Origin of the sequence: Acinetobacter sp. RG5, from assembly GCF_031844265.1 — a bacterium.
Taxonomy (GTDB): domain Bacteria; phylum Pseudomonadota; class Gammaproteobacteria; order Pseudomonadales; family Moraxellaceae; genus Acinetobacter.
In genome coordinates this window covers 498,845-525,391 of sequence record NZ_JAUZUV010000001.1, presented here as the reverse complement: position 1 = coordinate 525,391, position 26,547 = coordinate 498,845, and the positions used below count along the sequence as shown (strand labels likewise).

Below are 26,547 nucleotides of genomic sequence, written 5' to 3'. Positions count from 1 at the left end.
AAAGAATATTCACGCTTTTAACGGTTATGGGTTTAAGTACAGCGGTCTGGGCAGATGCGGATTGGGATTATACTCAGCCTGAGCAATGGTCGACTTTGAGCCAGAAATATTCGGCCTGTAATGGTCTGAACCAGTCACCGATCAATATTGAGCGAACAGTAAAAGCTGAACTGGAACCGCTCAAGTTTAGCTATAACACCATGATTCATGCGATCGAAAATAAAGGTCATACTGTGCAGGTAGACTTTGCCCAAGGTGGTGAATTGCAGCTGGATGGCGATATCTTTGTACTGAAGCAGTTTCATTTGCATAGTCCGAGCGAAAACCTGATTAAAGGCAAAAGCTATCCACTGGAAATCCACTTTGTCCATGCCAATGCCAAAGGTGAGCTGGCTGTCGTGGGGATGATGTTCGAGCAGGGCGCAGAAAGCCAGATGCTCAAACGCATGTGGAACCGTTTACCGAAAAAGCAGGGTGAGAAAGTGGTTTTGAAAACGCCACAAAATGTGAATCAGATGTTGCCTAAGAATCTGGATTATTATCGCTTTAGCGGCTCGCTGACCACACCTCCGTGTTCGGAAGGCGTACGCTGGCTGATTCTGAAAGATATTCAGCAGGCTTCTGCCAAGCAGATTTCGGAATTTGCCAAACTGATGGGGCATCCAAATAACCGTCCGGTACAGTCCTTGAATGGCCGTGTAGTGCTGGAATAATCAATATGAGAGCGAAAAAGCAGACTTTGGTCTGCTTTTTTTAATTCTGATACAAATTTTGAAAGGGCACACTGAAAAGGACTTTGTGACGAAAGCTGAAAGATTTAATATGGATCTTATTTCTTCTTTGACCCTTTCCTGCCATGCTCTTCGACTTAAAAACCATGATTCAGCCATTCACAGCGCTTTCGCCACAGCAGAAGAAGCTGGATCATCTGATTGATAAAATCGAGCAACAGAAACAGGAATTACAACAATGGCAACAGGCTGAAGAAGATCTGCAGCAATATACCCATAAAACCTTCATGCCGGTCTATCATGAATTGCATGGCGTACTGTTCAAACAGTTGGAACAGCTCTGGAAGCATCTGCAGGAAACCCCATTTTCCAAGGCAGAACTGGTGGTGCTGGATGAAAAGATTCAGTACCTTGCAAATTATCTAAAAGACTCTCAGGCGATGTCGATGCAAGAAGCCCATAAGGTGAATGAAATCTTCACTTATTATCAGCAACGTGCCGAACATGCCCAGTTCAGAAAAAGCCAAAAGAAAATAAATGAACTGGAAACATTCTTTAAGAATGAGAATCCCTCAGATCTTGCAGATGCAGAAGTATTTGAAGAATGGGAATCAGACCATTTTCAGCAGGTACGTGAGCAAGCCAGATTAAAACGCCAGCAGGAAAAACAGGAGCAGGCAGCAAAGATGGCAGAGCAGTCATTAAAAACCGTATATTTAAAAATTGCTGCCATCATTCACCCTGACCGTGAAGTGAATGATGTCAAAAAAATCAAAAAAACTGAATTATTGCAACGTGCCAATGAGGCTTATGCAGAGCAGGATTTGTTTACGTTACTGAAAATGCAACTGCAGATCGAGCAAGATCAGGATGTTTCTAAAAAAGGTTTAAGCGCAGAGCAACTCAAGTTTTATCAACTGGCTTTGGATGCACAGAGCCAGAAATTACAAGAGCAGATTGATGCATTGATCCATAGATTGGTCTGGTCTTCAAAAACCAGAATTGCAGTGAAAAAGGCGAAAGGCAAGGTTCAAATTGCTGACCTGTATAAGCAAATTGATGAAGATACTTCAGCCATCAAACAGCAGATTAAAGTGGAAAAAGAACGGTTGATGTATATCAAAAAGGTGAGTGGCTTGGAGATGTTTTTAAGGCATGGGATGTTATAACTTAACAAGGAGTACCTCTCCCTTGCGCACTCAGAATATATTCTGAGGATACTCATCACTTGCGCTTCGCTTTAAAGCAGTGCTTTAAAACTTGCTCAGGAGAGGGGAAATCTATTACAGAATAAATTTAAGCTAGAATTTCAATATTGGAATTAAATAACAATAATTAAGTCACAATGAAAGTTCCCTCTCCCTATGGGATGAGAAGCACTGCTTCGCAAGGGGGAGAGGGAAAATAACAATGAAAATAGATCCTCAATTATTAGAATTCGCCAAATCAATGCGCCATTCTGCCACTGATGCAGAACACCTCATGTGGCAAATACTTCGTGCCAAGCGTTTTATGAATCTTAACTTTCTCCGTCAGCATGTGATTACGCCTTATATTGTGGATTTTTACTGTCATGAAATTGGTAAAGAGTAATCTTCTTGTCCAATAATTAAATCCATTTTCAAAGTATTAGTATTAATTATTAGAAACTTAATACTAATCAAATTGGCAAAAATATAACCTTGCTTAGGTTTGTAGTATGTTATGGTTAAATAATTATTTTCTTTAAATATTTTTGTTCTGAATTTTTCATTGTTAATATTGTATGGAGAGTTAGATACTTGTAATGTTTTTTTTGAAATTTCGAAATTAATTATCCCAAATTTCTCTGCATCGTTAATACCATTGATAGATAATTTGTAGTATTTATCTTTAATGATTTCTATATGAACTTTTCCATCGATCCATAATCCATTGTCTTTAGAGAGGAACAATAAGAAAACCTCACAAAAATCCATTGTTTTATAAATATTGGCTATATTTACAAGTTCTTCTCTTATGGCTTTAAACTCTTTGAACCATGTGCTTTGACCGAATGCTTTTTTATCATAATACAAGTAACTAGAAAATTGCATAGGTGAAATATTTGGTAAATGTTCTAATAATTGATATCTTTCCAATAGCTTTTTGTAAGGGTCGTATTCGCCATTTTCATCCTCTAAGCAGTAACAGTTAATAGCTAGACATGTTAGAAGGTTAGTATCTAAGTATGATCTAATAATGTTAGTGTAACTTTTAACCTTTGGGTCAAGTTCCTTCTCGTAATATCTATTATGAATAATATGCTCATGCTCATTAATATATTTAAGCAATTGATATAGCATTCTAAAAAAATTACTAAATTCAAAATGTTGTTTTTTTAGATTTATTTTAAGAGCTTCCAAGCTACTTAGGTCTTTGTTTGCTTCTAAAAAATCCTGACTTATTTTTGAAAGGTTATTTTGGTTTTTTATTTCTACGAGTAATTCGATAAGTTTAAAAATTCTATTTTCTATATCTGAAATTTCATTCTTTCGAGATTGGTTCAAAAAAGTAAAAACTAAAAAAATTAAACTCAAAAATCCAAAAATTAATCCTAATGTACCTGCTAAAAAACTACCGAAATAACCCAGATTAACAATATATTGATCTACCGCATTTAAATTTTTCCCTTTATATTGACCTGTTGCATTTAAATTTTCTACGTTTTCGGGTTTAAAGTACTCCATTATATTTGGAATGAGGCTTCCAAATTTATCCGAGTATAGAAATGAAACTAGTGTTATTAAGGTAATAAATAGCACTAAGTATTTAATGAAATCTTTATTTTTGTAGAAATTTGATTGAATGACTTTCATTCGTTGTATTTGGCCAAAAATCAAAGGAGTAAGAATAAATAATATAACTATTATATATAACATTATAAAAAACAAAGGGCTGAATAATCAGCCCTTTATACTACAAATTAGATCAAACTAACAACACATTAAAGCGCTGCAATCTGCTCCATATTCGCTTTAATCTTCGCTAACTGATCAGCAAACTCAGCAAGTTTAACTTTCTCACCTTCAACCACAGCAGCAGGTGCTTTCGCGACAAAACCTTCATTGCCAAGTTTAGTGGCAATTTGGTCATGTTGCTTTTGAACCTTGTCTAAGTCTTTTTGTAGACGACCCAATTCCGCTTTAGGGTCAATTAAACCCTTCATTGGAACGTATACAGACACGTGACCGACTACAGATGAAGAAGACAATGGTGGTTGTTCACCATCAGCCAAGAAGGTAATGCTTTCAACTTTCGCCAATGCTTTGAACAATGGTTCAATACGTGCAATCTGCGCTTTTTCAGCTTCAGTGGTGTTCTGAAGAAGAACTGGCAACAAGCGCGCATTACCTAAGCCCATTTCACCACGGATGTTACGTACCGCACCAATCAAACCTTGCAGCCATTGCATATCTGCTTCAGCCTGGTCATTCATCAACGCTTCATCAGCAGTTGGGTACTGCGCAAGCATAATCGTTTCGCCTGAAATGCCAAGTTTAGGTGCAAGCGTTTGCCAAATTTCTTCAGTCAAGTAAGGCATTAACGGATGAGCAAGACGTAAAGATGCTTCCATCACCGCAAGCAATACACGGCGAACTTCAGCTTTACGCTCTTCAGATACGTTTTCATCATTCAGAACAGGCTTAGTCAGTTCGACATACCAGTCACAGTATTCATTCCAGATGAATTCGTAAATCGCTTGCGCAGCCAGGTCTAAACGATAGGTTGCAAATGCAGTTTGTACCGCAGCAGTCGCTTTTTGTAGACGGCTGACGATCCACTGTTCAGGCAATTCCCAAAGATCAGGACGAGCCGTTTGACCAACCGTTTGACCTTCGACATTCATCATCACGAAACGCGTTGCGTTCCAGATTTTGTTGGCAAAGTTACGGTAGCCTTCAACACGTTTCATGTCGAACTTGATGTCACGACCGGTGTTAGCCAGTGCGCAGAATGTGAAACGAACTGCATCCGTACCGTAAGATTGAATACCTTCAGGGAATTCTTTACGCGTTGATTTTTCAATCTTCGCTGCCTGTTTCGGGTTCATCAAACCCGTGGTACGTTTTTGTACCAGTGTTTCAAGATCCACACCGTCAATCAAGTCTAATGGGTCAAGCACGTTACCTTTAGATTTAGACATCTTCTGACCTTCGCCATCACGTACCAAACCGTGAACGTACACAGTTTTAAATGGCACTTGTGGCGTACCATCTTCATTCTTCATGAAGTGCATGGTCAGCATGATCATGCGGGCAACCCAGAAGAAGATGATGTCAAAACCTGTCACCAGTACATCTGTTGGGTGGAATGTATTCAAGAAGTAGTTGGCTTTGTCTTTTGCTTCGTCGCCAGTCCAACCTAAGGTTGAGAATGTCCAGAGACCTGAAGAGAACCATGTATCCAGTACGTCTTCATCTTGGTTCAATTGAACATCGGCAGGGATGTTGTTTTTCGCGCGAACTTCCGCTTCATCACGACCTACATAAACATTACCTTCCGCATCGTACCAAGCAGGGATACGGTGACCCCACCACAATTGACGCGAGATACACCAGTCTTGGATGTTGTTCATCCAAGCCATATACATGTTGCTGTACTGCTCAGGAACGAACTTGATACGACCGTCTTGAACCGCTTCAATGGCAGGTTTCGCTAGCGGCGCAATCTTCACATACCATTGGTCTGTGAGTAGAGGTTCAACAATCACGCCTGAACGGTCACCGCGAGGTGGTTTCAAGGTGTATGGTTGGATCTGATCTAACCAGCCTTCAGCTTCCGCTTGTTCAACGATCTTTTTACGTGCTTCAAAACGCTCTAAACCAACATATTCGCTAGGTGCAGGAATAGTTTTAGAAATTTGCTCGCCCGCTTTCGCGATGTATTCAAACTCAGCAAGAACTTCAGCATTTTTGTTGAAGATGTTGATGATTGGCAATTCGCAACGTTTACCTACTTCATAGTCATTGAAGTCATGCGCAGGGGTGATTTTCACACAGCCTGTACCGAATTCTTTATCGACATATTCGTCTTTAACGATTGGAACCGCACGACCAGTGATTGGCAGGATGATGTTTTTGCCAACAAGCGCAGCATAACGTTCATCATCAAGTGCAACGGCAACCGCGGTATCACCAAGTAGTGTTTCAGGACGAGTGGTTGCCACAACGATGTGATCTTTACCATCGTGCGTGCGTAGTGATTTATCTTCAAAGAAGTATTTAAAGTGCCACAATGAACCTGCTTCTTCTTTATCAGACTCAACTTCTAAGTCAGACAGCGCAGTTTGTAATTTTGGATCCCAGTTCACCAAACGTTTGCCGCGGTAGATCAGACCTTCTTCGTGCAGTTTTACAAACACTTCTTTTACCGCGTTTGATAAACCATCATCCATGGTGAAGCGTTCACGTGACCAGTCAACCGAAGAACCTAGGCGACGAATTTGACGGGTAATGTTACCGCCAGACTGTTCTTTCCATTCCCATACTTTTTCGATGAACTTTTCACGACCCAGGTCATGACGGCTAATCCCTTGTGCACCCAGCTGACGCTCAACCACCATTTGCGTTGCAATACCTGCGTGGTCAGTACCCGGTTGCCAAAGCGTATTTTTACCAGACATACGGTTGAAACGCGTCAAGGCATCCATGATGGCATTGTTGAAACCATGACCCATGTGCAGGCTACCAGTGACGTTTGGTGGCGGAATCATGATACAGAAAGATTCGCCTTTTTCAGACGGCTTAAAGTAACCACGCTCTTCCCAAGTTTGGTACCATTTTTTCTCGATCTCGGTCGGATCGTAGGTTGTCGCGATATTTTGCGCTGAGTCAGTCATAGTCTAAACAGATCAAAAGTGAATGAAAAATTGGATCTATTGTAGCAAAAAAAATAGTGCATGCGGCAGCTTAACCAAATGCAAACTTTAGCCAATTGGCATGTATAGCAACTCATCGTATGATAGATTGATAAAAAAACGCGACTCATCGCAGCATATCAAAAAGGATAATAAGATGAGCTATAACATTTCCCTGAAGCTTCAACCCGAAACCCATCAGCGCTTTAAAGACCTTCATTCCAGATTAAATGCCGGCGAGCGAGACAGTCTTGCCAGACCCTTAGGTGAAAATCTGGCCGATATGGCCTGTGAAATTATTGACCAGATTTTTGGTCAGGTGGTGCAGTTGGCCAATTCACCGGACAGCGAGTCCGAAAAAGTGATTCAGCAGATTATGCATAACACCCGTAAATATATGCCGTGGTCGGTTTCGTTGTTTGGCAATGAGCGTCTGATGCCTATGGTGAACTATTTGCATCGCATGACCTATGAGCATCAAGGTGATGCTTTTGTTCGATATCCGGTGGAAAAATTGCTGGTGATGGAGTTGCTCGGCTGTATTGACCAGATGAAAAATGGTAATCATCAATATGTATCACCCGCTTTAAAAGCCTTTACTCAGGTGGTCGACCAAGGGGTGACACATCTGATCCGTGAACCGAAAAAAATGTTGAAATTTAATGTGGTGGTCGATAAAACCTTGAATGGGGTGATTCATTTAACCACCCAGTTAGGCTATAAACGTTTTGACAAGCTCGGTAGCATCTATGATGCCGATACGATGAGTTATTATTTTGAGCATTTGCTGGCATTTCTGGAAGATGAAATGCAGCACCATATTCATTAAAACAAGGGAAAGAGGATTTCATGGCGAAAGTTGAAGACTTAAATGGAAAAGTGGTCTGGATTACCGGCGCATCTTCAGGGATTGGCAAGGCGATTGCCCAGCAATGTGCTGAACTCGGAGCCCAGGTGGTACTGACTGCACGTCGGCATGAAGAACTGGAAAATGTTCGCCAAAGTCTCACTAATCCAGATCAGCATATTTCAGTCATTGCCGATATCACGGATGAAAGCCAGGTTTGTCATGCCTATGAACAGGTTTTGCAACAAAAAGGCCGGATTGACTGGCTGATTAATAATGCAGGACTCAGTCAACGTGCCCTGATTCAGCACACCACCATGCAGACTGAACGCGCTATTATGGAAGTCGATTATTTCTCGCAGGTATTTCTCACCAAAATGGTATTGCCGACCTTTCTGGCACAAAAATCAGGTCGTATCGTGTTTATTTCCAGTGTGGCAGGTTTGCTTGGCACCCAGTATCGCGCCTCCTATTCAGCAGCCAAAGCAGCGATTCATATGTGGGCCAATAGTTTACGTGCTGAAGTTGCTGATCAGGGCGTTCAGGTCTCAGTGATATTCCCGGGCTTTGTTCAAACCAATGTGTCGTTTAATGCTTTAAATGGGGAAGGCAAGCCACAAGCCAAGCAGGATGAAGCGATTGAAAATGGTCTGTCGGCAGAAGATTTTGCCCGTCAAAGCGTACAAGCCTTGCAGTGCGGCGAAGAATATATCGTGATTGGCGGAAAGAAAGAAAAACTTGGTGTGCTAGTTTCACGTATTTCCCCCAAGGTGCTGTACAAAATGATTCGCAAGACCAAGGTGAAATAAGAGATTTAAAGTTTTATCAAATTCAGGCAATTTTCTCTTGAGCGAATTGAACCTGATTACGGCCCATCTGTTTGGCCTGATACATGGCATGATCGGCCGCTAAAGTGGCTTCTTTAATCTGATTAGGATGATTGAAGAAGCTGACTCCGATACTGATAGTCAGGTAAATATGCTGCTGTTCATGATGTAATGGAGTTTCTTCAAGCTGCAACCGGATCCGTTCAGCAATTTTAAAGGCGGCATCCTTTTGAATATCATGCAAGACGAGCAGAAACTCTTCACCGCCAATCCGTGACACCTGGTCTTTACTGCGAATATTGGCTTTAAATATCTGACTGATATGTTGTAAAATCAGATCACCGACCTGATGTCCATAACGATCATTAACTGCTTTGAAATGATCTAAATCTGCCATCAAAACTGCATACTGTAAGGCAGGATTGGGATCTATTTTTTGAATATAGGCTTCAAATCCACGGCGGTTTAATAATCCGGTCAGCGGGTCGTGATGGCGCTCCCGTTGCAACTTTCGCACCAGATCCAAAATTGCACAGCCAATGAATAAACCTAAAAAGATCAGATCAATCAGGAGCAGGAGCAGCTGTGTAAATGCCCATGCGGGTTCGTAATGGGCGACAAACCCCTGATCCTCAAGCAAAACAGAGAACAGCAAAGCACGTCCCATGATGATGAACGTGGTCGCGAAGGTAAAAATTTTCAGGTAACTGTCGATACGTAAGCCTGTGCTCGTCCGAATAAAGGCAATTGGGCGGTGCAAATAAATTGCCGCAGTAATGCTACCAATAATCAGCAAACGGGCAGTCTGGTCAGCAGTCACTTGGGTAAAGTAGTAAATGCCAAACGCACCCAAGGCAATCAGGTAAATATAGTTTGGCCATACATAGTCGATTTTTAAACGCTCATAAATGGCTTTGCTGTGAAAGGTACAGGACAAGAAGTAAAGAGCAGCAATGAAACTGGAGATTTCAACTAAAACTGCTGCAGATAAAACGGTATTGAGTAATATCGTTACGCCAATCAGAATCAGTGCATAAGCATAAGATCTTAAATAATTAGGTAAGCCTTTATAATAGGAAATACTCAGCGTGATGATCCCCAGGCTCGACATGATGCTGGGCACGAGTAGACTGTAAAAATTCAAATCCGGGATCAGCGTGTTAGATTATAATGTGAGCAGGTAGGTGAATAATATCATTTATTGCGATGAAAAATATAAATAAAATGGATAATCAAACTAATCGAAATGACCTGTTGAACCGCTCGATATTTTATAAAAACTCAAAAAAATAATATTAAAATGCCCCTTACTCCTGATGATCATTGAGCTGAAAAGGCATTTGTTTTAGTCCAAATCGATGGACGTATTTATAAAATGCTACCAATTTGGACTTGTAGTTTTATCCTGAAAATTTAAGGTGGAAACAGGATGAAAATATAAAGGATCTATCTGAATGAAAACCCCGGTGCCCGATTATCTCCAGCATGTATTAACGGTCTGTCATGATAATGATCAGGGCGCTTTGGCTGACTATATCCCTGAACTGGCAGCGGTAGATCCAAACAAGTTCGCTTTGGCGCTGACCACGGTGGATGGCACGATTTATTCCACGGGAGATGATGAAACCGAATTTACCATGCAGTCGATGTCCAAGCCTTTTGCCTATGCCTTGGCATTGCAGCATTTGGGAATTCCAGCAGTACTGGAAAAGGTCGGCGTTGAACCTTCAGGAGAGGCTTTTAATCAGATTTCGCTAGATAAAGAAACCAATCTTCCTAAAAATCCAATGATTAACTCGGGTGCGATCACTACGCATTCTTTGATTCCGGTACAAAAAGGCATTTCACGTGCGGAATGCTTACGCCGTTTTTTAAGTGAGCTGGCAGGACGTCAACTGGAATTCGACAAGCAGGTGTATAAGTCGGAAGTCAAAACTGCATTCCGGAACCTGTCGATTGGCTATATGCTACGTACCGTAGGTGTGCTGGATTCGGATCCGGTAGAAATCGTCAATGGATACATCAAGCAATGTGCGATTAAAGTGACGGTCAAAGATCTGGCAAATATCTGTAGTGTGCTCGCCAATGGCGGTGTTCAGGCCAAAACGGGCAAACAGCTGCTAGAGCGTGATGTGGTGCGCCAAGTGCTCAGCGTGATGATGACCTGTGGCATGTATGATGCGGCGGGTGACTGGCTGACGACGGTGGGCATTCCTGCCAAAAGTGGTGTATCGGGCGGAATTATCGGGGTATTGCCTGGGCAGGTGGGAATTGTGGTTTTTTCTCCTAAAATTGATGAGCATGGGCATAGTGTACGTGGCGTGGATATTTTTGAGCGTTTGTCGCGGGACATGGGCTTGCATCTGATGGAAGGGACGCCATCGGCACAGACCATTTTGCAAAGTCGTTATACTGTAGGTAAGAACAATGACATTGTCGTGTATGAGCTGCGCGGTGTATTGCAATTTACAGAATCCGAAATGTTGCTGCGAATTTTGCAGGATGAGCCAGATGCTACAACTCGTATAGTCTTAGACCTGACCAATTTAACTTTGATTCATGATGTAGGTGCACGCATGTTATTTGAAGGCGTCAAACGATTACAAGCGGATGGACACAAAGTGGTAGTTATTGATTCAGAAGGTGTATTGAGTGAAGAGCAGGTAAAAGGCAATAAGCGGGTAGTGGTAACAGAAGAGCTAGAGCGCTATTTGGACAAGTTTCATTAAGCCACATCCATAGGAATGAGTATGCCTTTCATTACTTGCGCTTTAAAACTTGCTCAGTAGAGGAAATGAAATATAAAAAAGCCCCGAACAGTGTCGGGGCTTTTTTCAAATCTTGAAAAGTTTATTTAATATGCTCGGCAATGTCCGTAAAGATTACGCCTAAGCCGTGTGCGCCTGCATCCGGATAGCCTAAGCTACGATCACCGACTGTACCAGCACGGCCCATACGCGCCACGATCTCTTTGGTGGATTCTGCACCTTTTACCGCAGCCTCTGCACCCAAGACAAAGTTTTCTTTAAACGTCTTGTCGGTATTGGCTGACCAAGAGTCTGCGCAAGGTACAAGTGCATCAATCAGGGTTTTATCACCGACCACAGCACCACGACCAAATGAACGCTCACCTGTCACTTGAATACCTTTTACCGCAGCTTGTAGCATCTCGGCAAAATCTGCCACGCTTAGAGTTTCTTTACCTTGAATGGCTTTGCTGGCCGAACGGAATGCTGAACCCCAAATTGGGCCGGACGCACCGCCACAGTGTTCCATAATAATCATGGAACTATTCAGTAAGAATTCATCCATCTGTTGTGCTTGAATCAGGCTTTGCCATTCACGTTTCAGCTGTTTAAAACCTTTTGCGACGCTCATGCCAAAATCGCCGTCGCCTGCATGGGCATCCAGCTCGCAGAATGGCACTTCGTTTTTGATGATGCAGGCTGCCATCACATCGACCACATAACGCATATTTTCTATCGTGAATTGCTCATTCTGAATTTCAGCATGTTCAGTTTGGGTTTCAACTTCGGTATTGGCGGTTTTTTTGCTACTGCGTCTTGTGCTGCAAATTCAAATGGTAGTGCAGGCGAGCCATCCAGCTTAAAGGCAGGGGTATTGGCTTCTGCATCTAAGTAGCCTTTTAGCTCATCATCGACTGCAAGCAATGAAACCGAAGCACCGTTCATGTCGATACTGGTCATATAGTTGCCAACGAATGTGCGATAAATTTTGATGCCTTTACGCGCCAGATGTTCGCATACATCATTGTTAAACACATACAGTTCTTGCATTGGTGTTGAACCAAAGCCATTCACCAACACCGCAACTTCTTGCATGTCAGGACGGTCAAGGAATAAGTCATCGACCATACGTTGTGCCATTTCTTTCGATGGTAAGATTTTTTCACGACGAATGCCCGGTTCACCGTGGATGCCGACGCCGTATTCCATTTCATCATCGGCTAGGGTAAAGGTGGGTGTACCTTTGGCAGGAACAGTACATGAGGTATAGGCGAAACCAAGACTAATCACGTTATCCGCTGCTTTTTGAGCCACAGCTTTGACTTGCGCAAGCTCTAAACCTTTTGACGCTGCTGCACCGGCAATTTTATGCACGAAGATGGTACCAGCAACACCACGACGACCGACGGTATAAAGGCTGTCTTTTACCGCGATATCATCCGCCACTTTGACGTAATCGACTTTAATGCCATCTTCCGCAGCCAATGCAGCACCATTCTGGAAATTCATCATATCGCCAGAATAGTTCTTGATGATCATCAGCACGCCTTTGTCAGTTGCGACATGCTGCAATGCTTTATAGACCTGAATTTGAGATGGCGATGCAAAAACGTCACCGCATACGGCAGCGTCTAACATGCCTGTACCGACAAAGCCCGCATGTGCAGGTTCGTGACCACTACCACCGCCACTGATCAGTGCCACGTTATTGTGTTTTTGTTTACGTGAAATGATTTTATGCGATTCGGTAAATGTCAGTTCAGGATGGGCAAGGACAAAACCTTTGCACATTTCGACAACCAGATTTTCAGGGTTGTTGATAAGTTTTTTCATGGAGAAAGGCCTTCACGTATTCTGGGAGATGTCTAAAGTCTTATTATTATTATGGAAATGTTTGAAATTTGCTGACTTAAAAATGTAAAAACGAGTGATTTTGGGGTGAGCGTTCAGAAAAGGGGCAGTTTCAGATTTTTTATTGGTTGTTAAATTTTACCTCTCCCTAACCCTCTCCTAAAAGGAGAGGGAACGTCCATTATTAAACTTATATAGCTACTTAATTTGTAATGAAAGCTCCCTCTCCCTATGGGAGAGGGTTGGGGTGAGGGTATCTAAGCAAATTTTAGGTTTGCAGTTTTATCGGCAAAAGCCGATTTAAAAATTAAATCGTGGATTTTTACTGTCCTGCTGCTAATTTGATCATAAAGTGTGATGGTAGCTAGCACTTTTACTGATGATGGCTTGGAAGCAGATTGTATTAGAGATGAAACTTTGACTTAGCTTATAAGTGCTGAAATTAGATAATGGGCGGGTGATTGAGTGTAGTAGTATATTTCAATGATATGGGATACAAGATAATTGGATTAAAAGTAACTTTAATTATTATGTGATTTTAAGCGTATAATTATTAAATATTTATTATAAGGTGAGAGGATTAGCAATGGTTAGAGATGTTGCTAAATTGTTAGAAGAATTCCTAAAATATGAACAGGAAAAGGTTGAGTCTTTTAATATGCCACATATGCCTACATTAGGTGAAGCATATGAGGAAATTACAATTCAGGGTCTAAATAAAAAATATGTTTTACCAGACGTTTATGATTTACGAGTAGTAAAAGGATTTATTAAAGTTGGTGAAATACAACTTTCTCAACAAATAGATTGTATGTTGGTATATGGAGAGGGTATTAAGTATGGTTTGACAGACAAGTATATTTATGATGTATCAAATGTACTAGTAATATTTGAAGTTAAAAAAAACTTAACAAAAGAGTCGTTGGTTGAAGCTTTAATTCATTTAAGTGAAATTAAATCTCAATTTTATGGATATATTGATGATTTAATTAATAGAAATAATATAGGAATTGATTTAGCGCTATTTTCTCTACATTTAAGTTATTTAATTGGGTATAGAATTGAAAAAATTGAAGAAATAGCCTACTTAGATCCAACACAAAAAAATATTGCCTCTACCTTGTTGGTGGAAATGTTAATGCCTCTTACTATTGTTCATTCTTATGAAGGATATAAACGTGTGGGAGATTTAAGAAATGCAATAGAAGATACTTTTAATTTAATAGATGACCATAATTCTCAGAGAGGGGTTAGGGTTTTAGATTTTCCTACATTAATAACTAATAATAAATTAGGTGTTTTGAAAGCTTTAGGTATGCCTTATTGGGCACAATTAGATGAAGAAAATGTAGGTAAATGGTGGAGCTATTTAGCTTCCTATAACTCTAATTCTGCAATTATTCTTCTAGAGTTGTTATGGGCTAAAATTAGTTTACATTTAAATATTAGCTTTGATTTTGAAGATGATCTGTTGTCTGAAAATCTCTTACCATTTTTTATTGTAAGGACATTAGGTGAAAAACCAGAAGGTAAATTTATTAAGATCAATGATCATCGCTTAAAAGATACCAAAAAAGCTAGTGATTTGACATTTGAGCCTCAAAAAATTGAAAAACAATTAGCTGATTTATTTAATATAATTACATTTATGGGTGGGGCGAAAGTCGAAGAAATCAAAGGTCATCTTGAAGCCATGAATTTGACAAAAGAGGAGTTTCTTAATTGCGTGAAATCATCCTTCTCTTTTGGGATTGTAGATGATTATATCTCTATCATTTCTAGTTGGAGATGTGTCGAAATAGAAGATGAATACTTCAGTAGTCATGATTTAATAAGATTTGAAAACTGGTTGAAAATACAGGGAAAAGAATATCATCAAATTTACATGAATATTTATGTATAAAAAATCCCCTCATTCGAGGGGATTTTTTTCTTCTCTAAATTAGAGGATTCTTATACCACTGAATCATCCAGATTTGGCGCTAACCAGCGTTTCGCTTCATCCAGTGTCCAGCCTTTACGCTTCGCATAATCTTCCAGCTGATCGCCAGAGATTTTGCCTACGTTAAAGTATTCGGTTTCAGGGTTTGCATAGTAGAAACCGCTTACTGATGAAGGTGGCCACATTGCAAAACTTGTGGTTAAGTACGTACCAATCTTGTCGGTTGTACCTAACCAGTCAAACAATGGCGCTTTTTCAGAATGCTCAGGACAAGCAGGATAACCTGGTGCAGGACGAATACCGACATACTTTTCTTTAATCAAATCTTCATTTGATAAAGCTTCGTCTGCTTGATAGCCCCAGAACTCTTTACGAATACGCTCGTGTAAATGCTCTGCAAAGGCTTCGGCAAAACGGTCACCCAAGGCTTGAACCATAATCGCATTATAGTCATCACCTTTGGCTTTGTATTCTTGCGAAAGTTCTTCCGCACCAAAAATCGACACGGTAAAGCCACCCAAGTAATCCTGAGCCACATCTTTTGGCGCAACAAAGTCTGCCAAAGAGTAGTTCGCTTTACCTGTCACTTTGTCAGACTGCTGACGTAAGTGCTCGAAGCTGTGAGTTACATTACCCGCTTCATCTGCAACGGCAACTGTATCTGCTGCTACACGGTTTGCAGGATAAATACTAAACGTCGCACGCGCATCAAAACGTTTATTCTCGATGATGTCTTTCAGCATTGCTTGTGCTTGTTCATACAAGTCACGTGCTGCTTCACCCACCACTTCATCTTCAAGGATTTTCGGGAATTTACCCGCCAGGCTCCATGAAATAAAGAACGGTGTCCAGTCAAAATATTCCACCAAAGCTTCAAGCGGATAATTTGTGAAAGTTTCAGATCCAATGAAGTTTGGTTTAACCGGTGCATTCTTGTCGAAATCGATCTTGAAGCCGTTTTCGACTGACTCTTGATAAGACAATTTCGCCGCTTTCGGTTGCTTGTTGGCAAGACGAGTACGAATTTTTTCATAATCCGCTGCATAGTCAGCCAAAAGTTTTGGTTTCATTTCAGGAGAAAGCAATTGTGTTGCTACACCCACGGCACGTGAAGCATCTGCGGTGTAAAGCACGCCATCGTTATGATATTGCGGTGAGATTTTCACTGCGGTATGCGCTTTAGAAGTCGTCGCACCACCAATCATTAACGGAATGTTAAAGCCTTTGCGCTGCATTTCTTTGGCAACAAACACCATTTCATCCAGAGACGGCGTGATCAGACCAGACAAACCGATGATATCGACTTTTTCATCAATCGCAGTTTGTAGAATTTTTTCGCATGGCACCATCACGCCCAGATCCACGATGTCATAACCGTTACAGCCTAATACTACGCCAACGATGTTTTTACCGATGTCGTGTACGTCGCCTTTCACCGTAGCCAGCAGGATTTTACCTTTGGCCTCAGCTTGGGTTTTCTCGGCTTCAATGAACGGGTTCAACCACGCCACAGCCTGTTTCATCACACGTGCTGATTTGACTACTTGCGGCAAGAACATTTTACCGGCACCGAACAAGTCACCGACTACGTTCATACCCGCCATCAATGGACCTTCAATCACATCCAGTGGGCGTGTAGAGTTTAACCGTGCTTCTTCGGTATCCTGGTCGATATAAGTCGTGATGCCTTTTACTAAAGCATATTCAAGACGTTTTTCAACAGACTCATTACGCCACTCAAGATTTTCTTCGGCTTTTTGCGTACCACTTTGACCACGGTATTTTTCAGCAACAGCAAGCAGTTTTTCGGTCGCTTCCTGACCACTTTCACCCTGGTTCTGGTTTAAAACAACATCTTCAACCGCTTCTTTCAGTTCTTTATCGATGTCATCGTAAATTGCCATCTGACCGGCATTCACAATACCCATAGTCATGCCTTGCTGAATGGCATGGTACAGGAACACCGAGTGAATCGCTTCACGCACCGGTTCATTACCACGGAACGAGAACGATACGTTCGACACACCACCAGAAATCATCGCATTTGGCAGGTTCTGTTTAATCCAGCCAGTCGCTTCAATAAAGTCCACACCATAGTTGTTGTGTTCTTCAATACCGGTTGCAATCGCAAAGACGTTCGGGTCAAAGATAATATCTTCGGACGGGAAGCCTACTTCATTCACAAGAACATCATATGAACGCTTACAGATTTCTTTTTTACGCGCAGCTGTATCGGCCTGACCATCTTCATCAAATGCCATCACGATCACCGCAGCACCATATTGACGGCAGAGACGGGCACGTTCGACAAACTCGTCATGACCTTCTTTCAGGGAAATCGAGTTCACCACGGCTTTACCTTGCACACATTTCAGGCCTGCTTCGATAATCTCCCATTTAGAAGAATCCAGCATGATGGGTACACGTGAAATATCAGGCTCAGAAGCAATCAGATTCAGGAAATGCACCATCGCACCTTGTGAATCGAGCATACCTTCATCCATGTTGATGTCAATGATTTGTGCACCGGCTTCAACCTGTTGACGGGCAACATCAAGCGCTTCGGCGAAGTTTTCTTCACGAATCAGACGCAGGAATTTTTTCGAACCGGTGACGTTGGTACGTTCACCCACGTTCACAAACAGTGAATCTTTGGTGATGTTAAATGGCTCTAAACCGCTTAAACGGCAAGCCGGTTCAATTTCAGGAATTTGACGAGGGGTAATGCCTGCAACAGCATTTGCAATCGCGCGGATATGATCCGGCGTAGTACCACAGCAACCACCGGTAATATTAATTAAACCGCTTTCTGCAAATTCTTTAATAAATGCCGCAGTTTCTTCCGGCGTTTCATCATAACCACCAAAGGCATTTGGCAAGCCAGCGTTTGGATGTGCTGAAACAAAGGTATCGGCAACGTCAGAAACGGTTTTCACGTGTGGACGCATCGCATCTGCACCCAGCGCACAGTTAAAGCCGATAGATAACGGCTCTGCATGGCGCATCGAGTTCCAGAAGGCTTCAGCGGTTTGACCAGTCAATGTACGACCTGATGCATCCGTGATCGTACCTGAAATCATGATTGGCAGTTCATAGCCCAATTCTTTAAAGACTTCTTTCACCGCAAAGATGGCAGCTTTGGCATTCAAGGTATCGAACACAGTTTCGATCAGGATGATGTCTGCACCACCTTCGATCAAGGCTTTGGTTGATTCAATATAGTCAACTTTGAGCGCATCAAAAGTGATGTTACGGAACGCCGGGTCATTCACGTTTGGAGAAATAGAGGTGGTACGCGATGTCGGACCAATCACACCTGCCACAAAGCGTGGTTTTTCAGGCGTTGAATATTTGGCACAGGCTTCTTTGGCCAGACGCGCTGCTTCACGGTTAATCTCGGGAACCAGATCTTCCATGTGGTAATCCGACATTGAAACGCGGGTACCGTTAAAGGTGTTGGTTTCAATAATGTCGGCGCCAGCTTCCAAGTAAGCTTCATGAATGCCTTGAATGATTTGTGGTTGAGTCAGCACCAGCAAATCATTATTGCCTTTGAGATCATAGGCCCAGTCAGCAAAACGCTCACCACGATAATCGGCTTCTTCCAGTTTATGGCGCTGGATCATGGTACCCATCGCACCATCGATAATTAAAATTCTTTTGGCAAGAAGTTCTTTTAAAGTGGTAAGTGTAGACATTCAAACTTTCTCAGCAGAAATCAAAAAAAACGACGCTAATCTTAGCAGATTAGTTGGCTGATTTCTGCTGAGATTGCTCAGAATGATGGATAAGCATGATATGAAAATTTGATAAGTCATCTAGAAAAACAACAAGTTTTAACATGGGGATCAGAAAATAATGCAATCTCGAATCTGATTCGATGCCTTACAGACAAGAAACAGGATCAGAAAATTAAGCTGATGCTTTCATTCATGAAATTGTCATATTGATAGCTTATGCTGTGCAAATGAAACTTTTGCTCTGCTTGATGACAGGTAGGGCATGAATCGTTTTGGTAGCAAAATATGTGCGGTTGCTAAGCTTAAATAAGCTGGAATCCTCTCTTAAGTAATTGATTTATAAAATCAAAATCTAGTGTTTTAGTCGGAATTAAACAGGACGAATAGCAGCAAGAAAATCCAAATAATTGCTTCATATGACAGCAGTTTGTCATATAATTGTCACAATTTAACTGAACAATATGGGGATTCTTGAATCCTCTATTCCTGCTTGCATGAATCCTAATCAAACTCCCGTAGATTCAGCACACGGGTCGGCTTCCCAAAAGTCGACCAATGTTCATGTGCCAACACCGAAATTCTTTATGCCGGTGTTCCTGACTCTTATTATCACTACGCTGATTTATATCGGCTTCCAGTTGTCTGCAGATTTAGCGCATGTACCGGCCTTGGGCTTGTATTCAGTTATTTTGTTAGCGACGGCACTTTTTATTGCGTTGAGCTTTGAGTTCGTCAATGGCTTTCACGATACCGCCAATGCTGTGGCCACAGTCATTTATACCAATGCACTTTCAGCTCCTGTCGCAGTGATGTGGGCCGGCTTCTGTAATTTCCTTGGGGTTATGGTCGCCAGTGGTGCGGTCGCTTACGGCATTATTGCGTTATTGCCAGTCGAGCTGATCATGAATGTCGGCTCCGGAGCAGGTTTTGCCATGGTTTTTGCCATGCTGATCGCGGCAATTCTCTGGAATCTGGGAACCTGGTTCCTCGGTATTCCGGCATCTAGTTCACATACCCTGATCGGTTCGATTCTGGGTGTGGGCATCATGAACTATATTCTGAATGCCGGTACTGGCGCTTCAGGTATAGACATGGAGCAGGTGATGAAAGTCGGTAAGGCGCTGTTATTCTCGCCTTTAATCGGTTTTGCATTTGCTGCAATTGTGTTCCTGCTGGTGAAAAAAATCTTCAAGCGTCAACTGGAATTGTTCCAGCCACCTGAAGGTAACAAGCCACCGCCACCATTGATTCGTGCCATGCTGATCTTTACCTGTACTGGGGTGAGTTTTGCCCATGGTTCAAATGACGGTCAAAAAGGTATGGGCCTGATCATGTTAATTCTGATCGGCTGTGTACCGTTGGCGTACTCGCTGAACAAGAATCTGGATGCACAACATATTCAATCTTTTGGCCAGTTATCTGCACAAACTGCGGATGTGATCTATCCAAATCATCAGGATATTCCGGATGAACAGGCCCGTGATGTGATCACCAAGTACATTCAGACCAAGGAAATTACCCCTGAAGTCGTGCCTGCATTGGCAAGCTTGACGGATCATCTGGGTGAGAAAGTCGGTAGCTATACCAGCATTAAGGATGTTCCTGAAGCTCAAGTATCTGAATTCCGTAATGACATGTATCTGAGCACTACAGCATTTAAGCGTCTGGATAAAGCAGAAGCTTTACCGGCAATGAGTGCTGCGCAGGAAAAAACAGTGGATGAATACCGTGACAATCTGGATTCATTCCTGCAATACATCCCGACCTGGGTAAAAGTGGCGACAGCCTTGGCACTTGGTCTGGGTACGATGGTCGGCTGGAAGCGTATTGTCGTGACGGTTGGTGAGCGTATTGGTAAACAGCATATGACTTATGGTCAGGGTATGTCTGCCGAACTTGTGGCAATGTCAACTATTGCAGCGGCAGATGGCTTCGGTATGCCGGTATCCACTACCCATGTATTGAACTCTGCAGTAGCAGGTACCATGGTGGCGAACAAGTCAGGTCTGAACTTCCAGATGGTGAAAACCATTCTGTCTGCCTGGATCTTTACTTTGCCTGCAACGATCTGCCTGTCAGGCGGTTTGTATTGGGTACTGTTAAAAGTGTTCTAAGTTATTTAGACATAAAAAAAGCTGCTCTAGAGCAGCTTTTTTTATGGGTGGAAGAAAAATTAAGGATGTAAAAGAGGAATCTAAATTACGATTAAGGCGACAGGGATGTCGCCGTTAGGCTGTGATATAGGGACATATCATCAGCTTAACAAAAGATTTTTGTTACTTTTGATCTTTCAAAAGTAAAGAAAAAAAGAAGCTATAAAATAGATCAACTTAAATCTGCCCAAAGCACATTCATAAGAATTTGAATGATTGAAAGCCTAAATTAACCTCTCCCTAACCCTCTCCTAGAAGGAGAGGGAACGCCCATTTTCAATTAAAGTTCTCTCTGCTTTAGGGATGAGCAGCACTGCTACGCAACGAGGGGAGAACTTTAAAAATAACGATTACCTTTCTTATGGAAAAATTGGATGAAGATAATAAAAAAATTACTTCTTCAACTTACTCAATAATCCTTTTGGCAACTTCTCTGTCGCAAAACCATATAGTGCAGCAAAAGGTAGTGCGGTACGCGCCAGATAAGCAACCCGCCACAAACCACCATGATTTGCGCCATGCATCATCAATTCAAGCGGATGGTTCAGCTTCACTTCAGGATTGGCCACCGATTCTGGATTGCGAAGGTCATGAATCCACAGTGCAGCCATAATTGCATTGGTGGTTTCAGGTGCAAAGGCTTCAACATCAAACAGGCTGGCACCGTTAAATGCGGCTTTTAATAGCGGATTCTTGGTCACGGAATAGGTCGTAGTAGAAGGGGCAATATTGATGCTGACCCGCTGACCTTGAGCACGAGCTAAGGTAGCACGCCATTGCTGAATGCGTTTTGCCAGCGCATAGTTCGGGCCTTGTTCAACCACCAGACAGTCACAAATACCATACGCCTGATCACCAGACTGAATCAGTTCATGCGCATTTTTCTGGAAAAAATGTTTGCGGCTTAAAGTGGAAACACCTTTGGAGATGATTGCCTGTGCCTTGGAGCGTTCAGTATATTTCACTTTTGACGCTTCAATCACTTCACTCGGAACCGCATAAACATCGGTCGGCGTACACATGTACATCAGGCTGGTATTAGCTTTTTGCTGGCTGACATGCTGCATGATGGCATCCATCGCCATGGAGACCCGAACATGCTTTTCACCATCCAGATAGGCAATTGCAGCCAGATCCAGATCCTGCTCGAACTGTAATAACCATTTGGCAATTTCAGGAATCTGGGTCAGCAAATTCGCCCCCAGTTTTTCTTTTAAAATATCAAGTGAAGTATCAGCAGGCAGGTCTTCAGTACATGGCGCATACAGCGTGGCATTGCCTTGGTTGATGGTATCAACAATCTTGCCCCATACACGGGTATTCGGCAGATCAATCGCTACAATATTGGCTTTCCATTTCGCCAGCCAGGTCAGAGGACCGGCTTCAGATGCTGCACCAAACAGCACCGTGGTTCGATCGGAAAGATCAAACCATTCAGGATGCACCACACATTCACGTAGGGCATTGGCATGACTGGTTTCCACGATGCCTTGGCTTTCCCAGCGCTCAATCTGCTCCAATAAGGCATCACCTTGCAGCTTTTGACCGTGGTAAGGCACATACCATTCTGGTACAGCTTTACTGCTACCTGTGAGTTTGAATGTCTGTAGTTGTTCAGCGGGCAGAGTTAAGGCATCTTGCAATACATACTTTTGACCATCACGATAAAATTCAAAAGTCTGATGGGCCTTTGCCAATCCATCTTCGGCAATTTTCAAGCTGGCTTCAGGGGAACTCAGTCCCTGTTCGACCAGTTGCTTAAAATGTACTGTGTAGTGTTTGCGCCAGTTTTTTTCTGATTGTGCCTGTTGAGAACTGTGTGGATTTACATTGGCTAAGGCTGCTGCGATGATCGCACGACCTGCTTTGGAGCTACTTGGTTTTTGTTGCTGAGACTGAAGAGGAAATTGAAGACCGTCTGGTGTAGTGGACATGCAAAATATCTCGAGAATGACAGTAATTAATATACAGATGTATATATTATCGCTGCAAAATTCAGTCCAAGATTGGCATTAAGTGACATCATCACTTTCTAATATATTACGAGATGTTTCAAACGAATAAGAGAGCAGTAGCTCTCTTATCCATTTTCAGCAGAAATATGAGGCTTAACTCATATGTAGCTTTATTCCTTCAATATTTAAAAAACCTGATTAAAACGGAACCTGCATCAGTTTATTCAGGAAATGCGGAATCAGGCGTGGCTCCAGAATAATCGTCATGACCACCCCGTAAGCCGCTCCCCATAAATGCGCGCTATGATTAATGTTGCTATTGCCTTTTTTGCCTGACCAAATGCTATAGGCTACATACAGCACAGCAAAAATAATGGCAGGAACCGGAATGAAGAACACAAAAATTAATTTCCAAGGTTCAAACAGAATATAGGCAAACAGCACAGCTGACACTGCACCGGAAGCACCTAGACTGGCCCAGCGCGCATCATTTTTATGCTTCAGGTAACTTGGCAGAATCGCTGCGATCAGTCCACCGAGGTAAAACAGGATAAAACCCAGGTCATACAGATATTGACGATAAAAGCTTTCAATCACGCTGCCGAAGAAGAACAGGGTAATCATGTTGAACAGCAGATGTGCACCATCCGCATGGATAAAGCCATGCGTAATAAAGCGGTCATATTGTCCACGTTGCAGTGCCGGTGGCCAGAAAATCAGGCGATTCATCACCGTCTCTTTGGAGAAAGCAATAAATGACACAATACAGGTGATCAGAATAATGGTCACGGTATGATTAAAAGGTAAATCAAGCATATAAATGATTCTAAGGGTGCCTATTTGCCAATTATCATGCCATTAAAATTAAGCTAAAGTTGTACTTTTATAATAAATCCGACAATTTTAGTTGATTTTTAAAAATTACCCCGCATCTTCAGTTAAAATGGCCGCTTGAGCTTGAGGAAATTATTGTTATGTCGACTGAGAACAGCAGCACTCCAGTTGTTGGTGAAATTCCCAACTTATTGATTACACCAACAGCACAAGAGTATTTAAAGGATCTACTGGATAAACAGAACACCCCGGGTATTGGTGTGCGTGTTTTTGTAGAGCATCCGGGTACTCCTCGCGCTGAATGTTGCATGGCCTATAGTGCACCTGATGAAGTTGTACCGACAGATTATAAGCAGGAATATCCTGATTTCCCTGCTTTTATCGACTCGCCATCTATTCCGTATTTACTCGATGCCGTGATTGACTACAACAAAGACCGTTTTGGTGGTCAGTTGACTTTCCGTGCGCCGAACTCTAAAGTGCCACGCGTGGGGCCAGATGCATCAGTAGAAGAGCGCATTACCTATGTCTTGCAGTCTGAAATTAACCCGGGTCTGGCAGGCCATGGCGGTAACTGTGCACTGGTTGAAGTTAAAGAAGACCCTGAAAAAGGTTTAACCGCTGTACTTAAATTTGGTGGTGGTTGCCAGGGCTGTTCAGCGATTGATATCACTTTGAAACAAGGTGTTGAAACCACATTAAAACAACATGTACCAGAGTTAATGCATGTCGTTGATGAAACGGATCATAGTCAGTCTGAAGGTGCGTATATGAAATAAGCTGTTCTATATAACAGTTTATTTATCGCATTTTAAAAACCTCGAAATTTCGAGGTTTTTTTATTTCTGGATTAAAAACAAGTGAATGTTAATGATAATAATTATCAATAGTAATTGCATTCAATTGAAAAGCTGTTACACTTCGTAACCGAATAAACATGATCTCTTCATAAATATTGGGGCGCGCAAGGTATGAATAACCCATTCTTAAAAACAACTTTGGCATTTGCTGTATTTACAGCTATGGCGGGAAATACATCTGCAGTAGAAGCTGTTGTTCCACAGGCGGAAGCGACTAAATTGCAAACGATTGTGGTGACCGCAACAGGTTATGAGCAAGATTTGGCTAAAGCACCAGCTTCCATTACCGTGATTGATCGTGAAGAATTAGATAAACGTGAATATAACGACATTACTGATGTACTGCGTAATACGCCCGGGGTCGTGGTTTCAGGTGCAGGTTCTGCACAGACCATCAGTATTCGTGGTATGAGTTCAAACTATACTTTGTTTCTGGTCGATGGTAAGCGTCAGTACGGCAAGGATGTCAATCCGAATGGAGACGATGGAGGTTTTGAGAAAAATATTCTGCCACCTATTTCAGCAATTGAACGTATTGAAGTGATCCGTGGTCCAGCTTCTACACTTTATGGTACAGATGCCATGGGCGGTGTAGTGAATATTATTACCAAAAAAGTGTCGGATGAATGGTCTGGCAATGTTGAATTGGGAACCACGATTCAGGACAGTAGCCGTTCAGGTGATATTAAAAATGCTTCTGCATATCTTGCTGGTCCTTTAATTGCAGATAAGCTTGGTTTGCAACTGGCAGTCAATAAGCAGGAACGTAATGAAGACCGTTATGTTGGCGGTTTTCGTGGCACGGAACGTGAAAGCTTAAATTCACGCCTGACTTATGCCATTAATGATGATCATGATGTACAAGTTGAAGCTAATTTCGTGCAGCAGGAATCAACTACGTCTGTAGGGGAAACGGTAGCACCTGCTCAAGGTGCTGCAGATTCATTCTCGCGTAATTATCGTAATGTTTATTCCTTAACCCATAATGGCCGTTATAGCGATAACTTAGACAGTTCATCTTATATTCAATATGAAAATTCAAAAAATCCAGATCGTGGCAATACGGAACTCGGCACCAAAGGGATTACCCTGGATACTTGGACAGCGAACAGTCAATGGAACTTAGCCTTAGGTGATCATACGCTGTCATTCGGGGGATATCTTAAAGATGAAAAACTGGTCGATAAAGCGACTAACCGGAATCCTAATGCACCTGAATTTAGTGAATTAACACGTTGGTCTGCTGCCGCTTTCCTTGAAGACACCTGGAGTATTACGGATCGTTTCGACTTAACCGCCGGCTTACGTTATGATCATGATGAAAACTATAGTGGCCATTTATCGCCACGACTGTATGGGGTGTACGCGGTAAATGATAACTTTGTAGTAAAAGGTGGTGTGGCTACAGGTTATAAACAGCCTGATATTCGTGCAGCCACAGAAGGTTTCTATAGCGTCACGGGTGGCGGTGGTTCACCCTTAGCAACAGGCCGTGGCATTATTCGTGCCAATCCGGACTTGAAACCTGAATCAAGTGTATCGACTGAATTAGGTTTCAACTGGAAAAATGATTATATCAATACATCGCTGACTGGCTTTATCACTAAATATGAAGACCGGATTACGGAAGTTCGTGCCTGCGAAACCGATACGGATGGCACCACAACAAACCGTAATAACTGGCAGAATTGGAAATGTTTCGAAGGGGATATTCCATTCTACTTTATTAGTGAACGGATTAATGTAGATGAAGCAGAAATTCGTGGTATAGAAGCAACGGTAGAAGCCAGTCTGAATGATTACACGACATTGACTGCAAACTATACTTATACTGATTCAGAGTTTAAGTCAGGTGCTTTTAAAGGCCAGCCACTGAACCAGATGCCGGAACACATGTTTAATATTGGTGTGGATTATGAGCTAAATGAGGCACTCAATGTATGGAGCCGCTTGCACCATCGTTCTGAAACCTCTGCTTACTTGAGCCGTACCTCTATGGCTCAGCCAAATCCAGGTTACCAATTTGTAGATGTCGGCTTTAACTATAAATTCAGTCCGAATCTAACAGGTAAATTTGGTGTCTATAACCTACTGGATGAAAAAGCTGAAGATATTGATGGTGATCAACTATTGGATGGTCGTCGTTACGGTATCAGTCTGAATGCAAAATTCTAAGCAAATG

The 26,547-nt window shown here is 42.2% G+C and carries 15 protein-coding genes and 3 pseudogenes; 11 read left to right on the top strand and 7 right to left on the bottom strand.

Annotated elements, in window-relative coordinates:
• The first annotated feature begins 26 nt into the window (after window positions 1–26).
• From Q9R21_RS02530 to Q9R21_RS02520, 3 genes and pseudogenes are all read left to right on the top strand, one after another.
• Window positions 27–713: a carbonic anhydrase family protein gene (locus Q9R21_RS02530; RefSeq protein WP_311203671.1), complete on the top strand. Its 687-nt coding sequence runs from the start codon at window positions 27–29 to the stop codon at window positions 711–713.
• Between the two features lie 143 nt (window positions 714–856).
• On the top strand, window positions 857–1,900 hold the full coding sequence (locus Q9R21_RS02525) for a molecular chaperone DnaJ (protein ID WP_311203653.1): 1,044 nt from the start codon (window positions 857–859) through the stop codon (window positions 1,898–1,900).
• A 241-nt stretch (window positions 1,901–2,141) separates the two neighbouring features.
• Window positions 2,142–2,312: pseudogene (locus Q9R21_RS02520) on the top strand (endonuclease domain-containing protein); the annotation flags it as partial.
• Here Q9R21_RS02520 and Q9R21_RS02515 read toward each other — a convergent pair.
• A complete protein-coding gene (locus tag Q9R21_RS02515) occupies window positions 2,303–3,439 on the bottom strand; it encodes a putative phage abortive infection protein (RefSeq protein ID WP_311203670.1) in 1,137 nt (378 codons plus the stop codon). The pseudogene Q9R21_RS02520 and the gene Q9R21_RS02515 overlap by 10 nt on opposite strands.
• 257 nt (window positions 3,440–3,696) lie before the next feature.
• Window positions 3,697–6,591, bottom strand: a complete 2,895-nt coding sequence (locus tag Q9R21_RS02510; protein WP_311203652.1) for a valine--tRNA ligase — start codon at window positions 6,589–6,591, stop codon at window positions 3,697–3,699.
• Window positions 6,592–6,766: 175 nt separating this feature from the next.
• Between Q9R21_RS02510 and Q9R21_RS02505 the strand changes: the two genes are divergently transcribed.
• On the top strand, window positions 6,767–7,438 hold the full coding sequence (locus Q9R21_RS02505; RefSeq protein WP_004646248.1) for a hypothetical protein: 672 nt from the start codon (window positions 6,767–6,769) through the stop codon (window positions 7,436–7,438).
• A gap of 20 nt (window positions 7,439–7,458) precedes the next feature.
• Window positions 7,459–8,265, top strand: a complete 807-nt coding sequence (locus Q9R21_RS02500; RefSeq protein WP_311203651.1) for an SDR family oxidoreductase — start codon at window positions 7,459–7,461, stop codon at window positions 8,263–8,265.
• Window positions 8,266–8,287: 22 nt separating this feature from the next.
• On the opposite strand, the gene Q9R21_RS02495 is transcribed toward Q9R21_RS02500, so the two are convergent.
• On the bottom strand, window positions 8,288–9,394 hold the full coding sequence (locus Q9R21_RS02495; RefSeq protein ID WP_311203650.1) for a GGDEF domain-containing protein: 1,107 nt from the start codon (window positions 9,392–9,394) through the stop codon (window positions 8,288–8,290).
• Between the two features lie 343 nt (window positions 9,395–9,737).
• Between Q9R21_RS02495 and Q9R21_RS02490 the strand changes: the two genes are divergently transcribed.
• Complete coding sequence (locus Q9R21_RS02490; RefSeq protein ID WP_311203649.1) at window positions 9,738–11,012, top strand: glutaminase; 1,275 nt, start codon at window positions 9,738–9,740, stop codon at window positions 11,010–11,012.
• A 121-nt stretch (window positions 11,013–11,133) separates the two neighbouring features.
• Here the strand turns inward: Q9R21_RS02490 and dhaK are convergent.
• Window positions 11,134–12,863: pseudogene (dhaK, locus tag Q9R21_RS02485) on the bottom strand (dihydroxyacetone kinase subunit DhaK).
• Between the two features lie 223 nt (window positions 12,864–13,086).
• On the opposite strand from dhaK, the pseudogene Q9R21_RS02480 reads away from it, so the two are divergent.
• Both Q9R21_RS02480 and Q9R21_RS02475 read left to right on the top strand, forming a co-directional pair.
• A pseudogene (locus tag Q9R21_RS02480) lies at window positions 13,087–13,301 on the top strand (endonuclease domain-containing protein); the annotation flags it as partial.
• Between the two features lie 166 nt (window positions 13,302–13,467).
• Complete coding sequence (locus tag Q9R21_RS02475; RefSeq protein WP_005107552.1) at window positions 13,468–14,784, top strand: DUF6602 domain-containing protein; 1,317 nt, start codon at window positions 13,468–13,470, stop codon at window positions 14,782–14,784.
• Between the two features lie 50 nt (window positions 14,785–14,834).
• On the opposite strand, the gene metH is transcribed toward Q9R21_RS02475, so the two are convergent.
• Window positions 14,835–18,521 (bottom strand): methionine synthase, encoded by a 3,687-nt coding sequence (metH, locus tag Q9R21_RS02470; protein ID WP_247144415.1) that lies wholly within the window; start codon window positions 18,519–18,521, stop codon window positions 14,835–14,837.
• A 536-nt stretch (window positions 18,522–19,057) separates the two neighbouring features.
• On the opposite strand from metH, the gene Q9R21_RS02465 reads away from it, so the two are divergent.
• Window positions 19,058–20,677: an inorganic phosphate transporter gene (locus tag Q9R21_RS02465; protein ID WP_044111639.1), complete on the top strand. Its 1,620-nt coding sequence runs from the start codon at window positions 19,058–19,060 to the stop codon at window positions 20,675–20,677.
• A gap of 431 nt (window positions 20,678–21,108) precedes the next feature.
• On the opposite strand, the gene Q9R21_RS02460 is transcribed toward Q9R21_RS02465, so the two are convergent.
• Both Q9R21_RS02460 and Q9R21_RS02455 read right to left on the bottom strand, forming a co-directional pair.
• Window positions 21,109–22,650: a hypothetical protein gene (locus Q9R21_RS02460; protein WP_311203648.1), complete on the bottom strand. Its 1,542-nt coding sequence runs from the start codon at window positions 22,648–22,650 to the stop codon at window positions 21,109–21,111.
• A 219-nt stretch (window positions 22,651–22,869) separates the two neighbouring features.
• Window positions 22,870–23,487, bottom strand: a complete 618-nt coding sequence (locus Q9R21_RS02455) for a rhomboid family intramembrane serine protease (protein ID WP_004646259.1) — start codon at window positions 23,485–23,487, stop codon at window positions 22,870–22,872.
• Between the two features lie 158 nt (window positions 23,488–23,645).
• On the opposite strand from Q9R21_RS02455, the gene nfuA reads away from it, so the two are divergent.
• Entirely contained in the window at window positions 23,646–24,284 is a 639-nt protein-coding gene (nfuA, locus tag Q9R21_RS02450) for a Fe-S biogenesis protein NfuA (RefSeq protein ID WP_004279400.1), read from the top strand.
• Between the two features lie 192 nt (window positions 24,285–24,476).
• On the top strand, window positions 24,477–26,540 hold the full coding sequence (locus tag Q9R21_RS02445; RefSeq protein WP_311203647.1) for a TonB-dependent receptor domain-containing protein: 2,064 nt from the start codon (window positions 24,477–24,479) through the stop codon (window positions 26,538–26,540).
• Window positions 26,541–26,547: the final 7 nt, after the last annotated feature.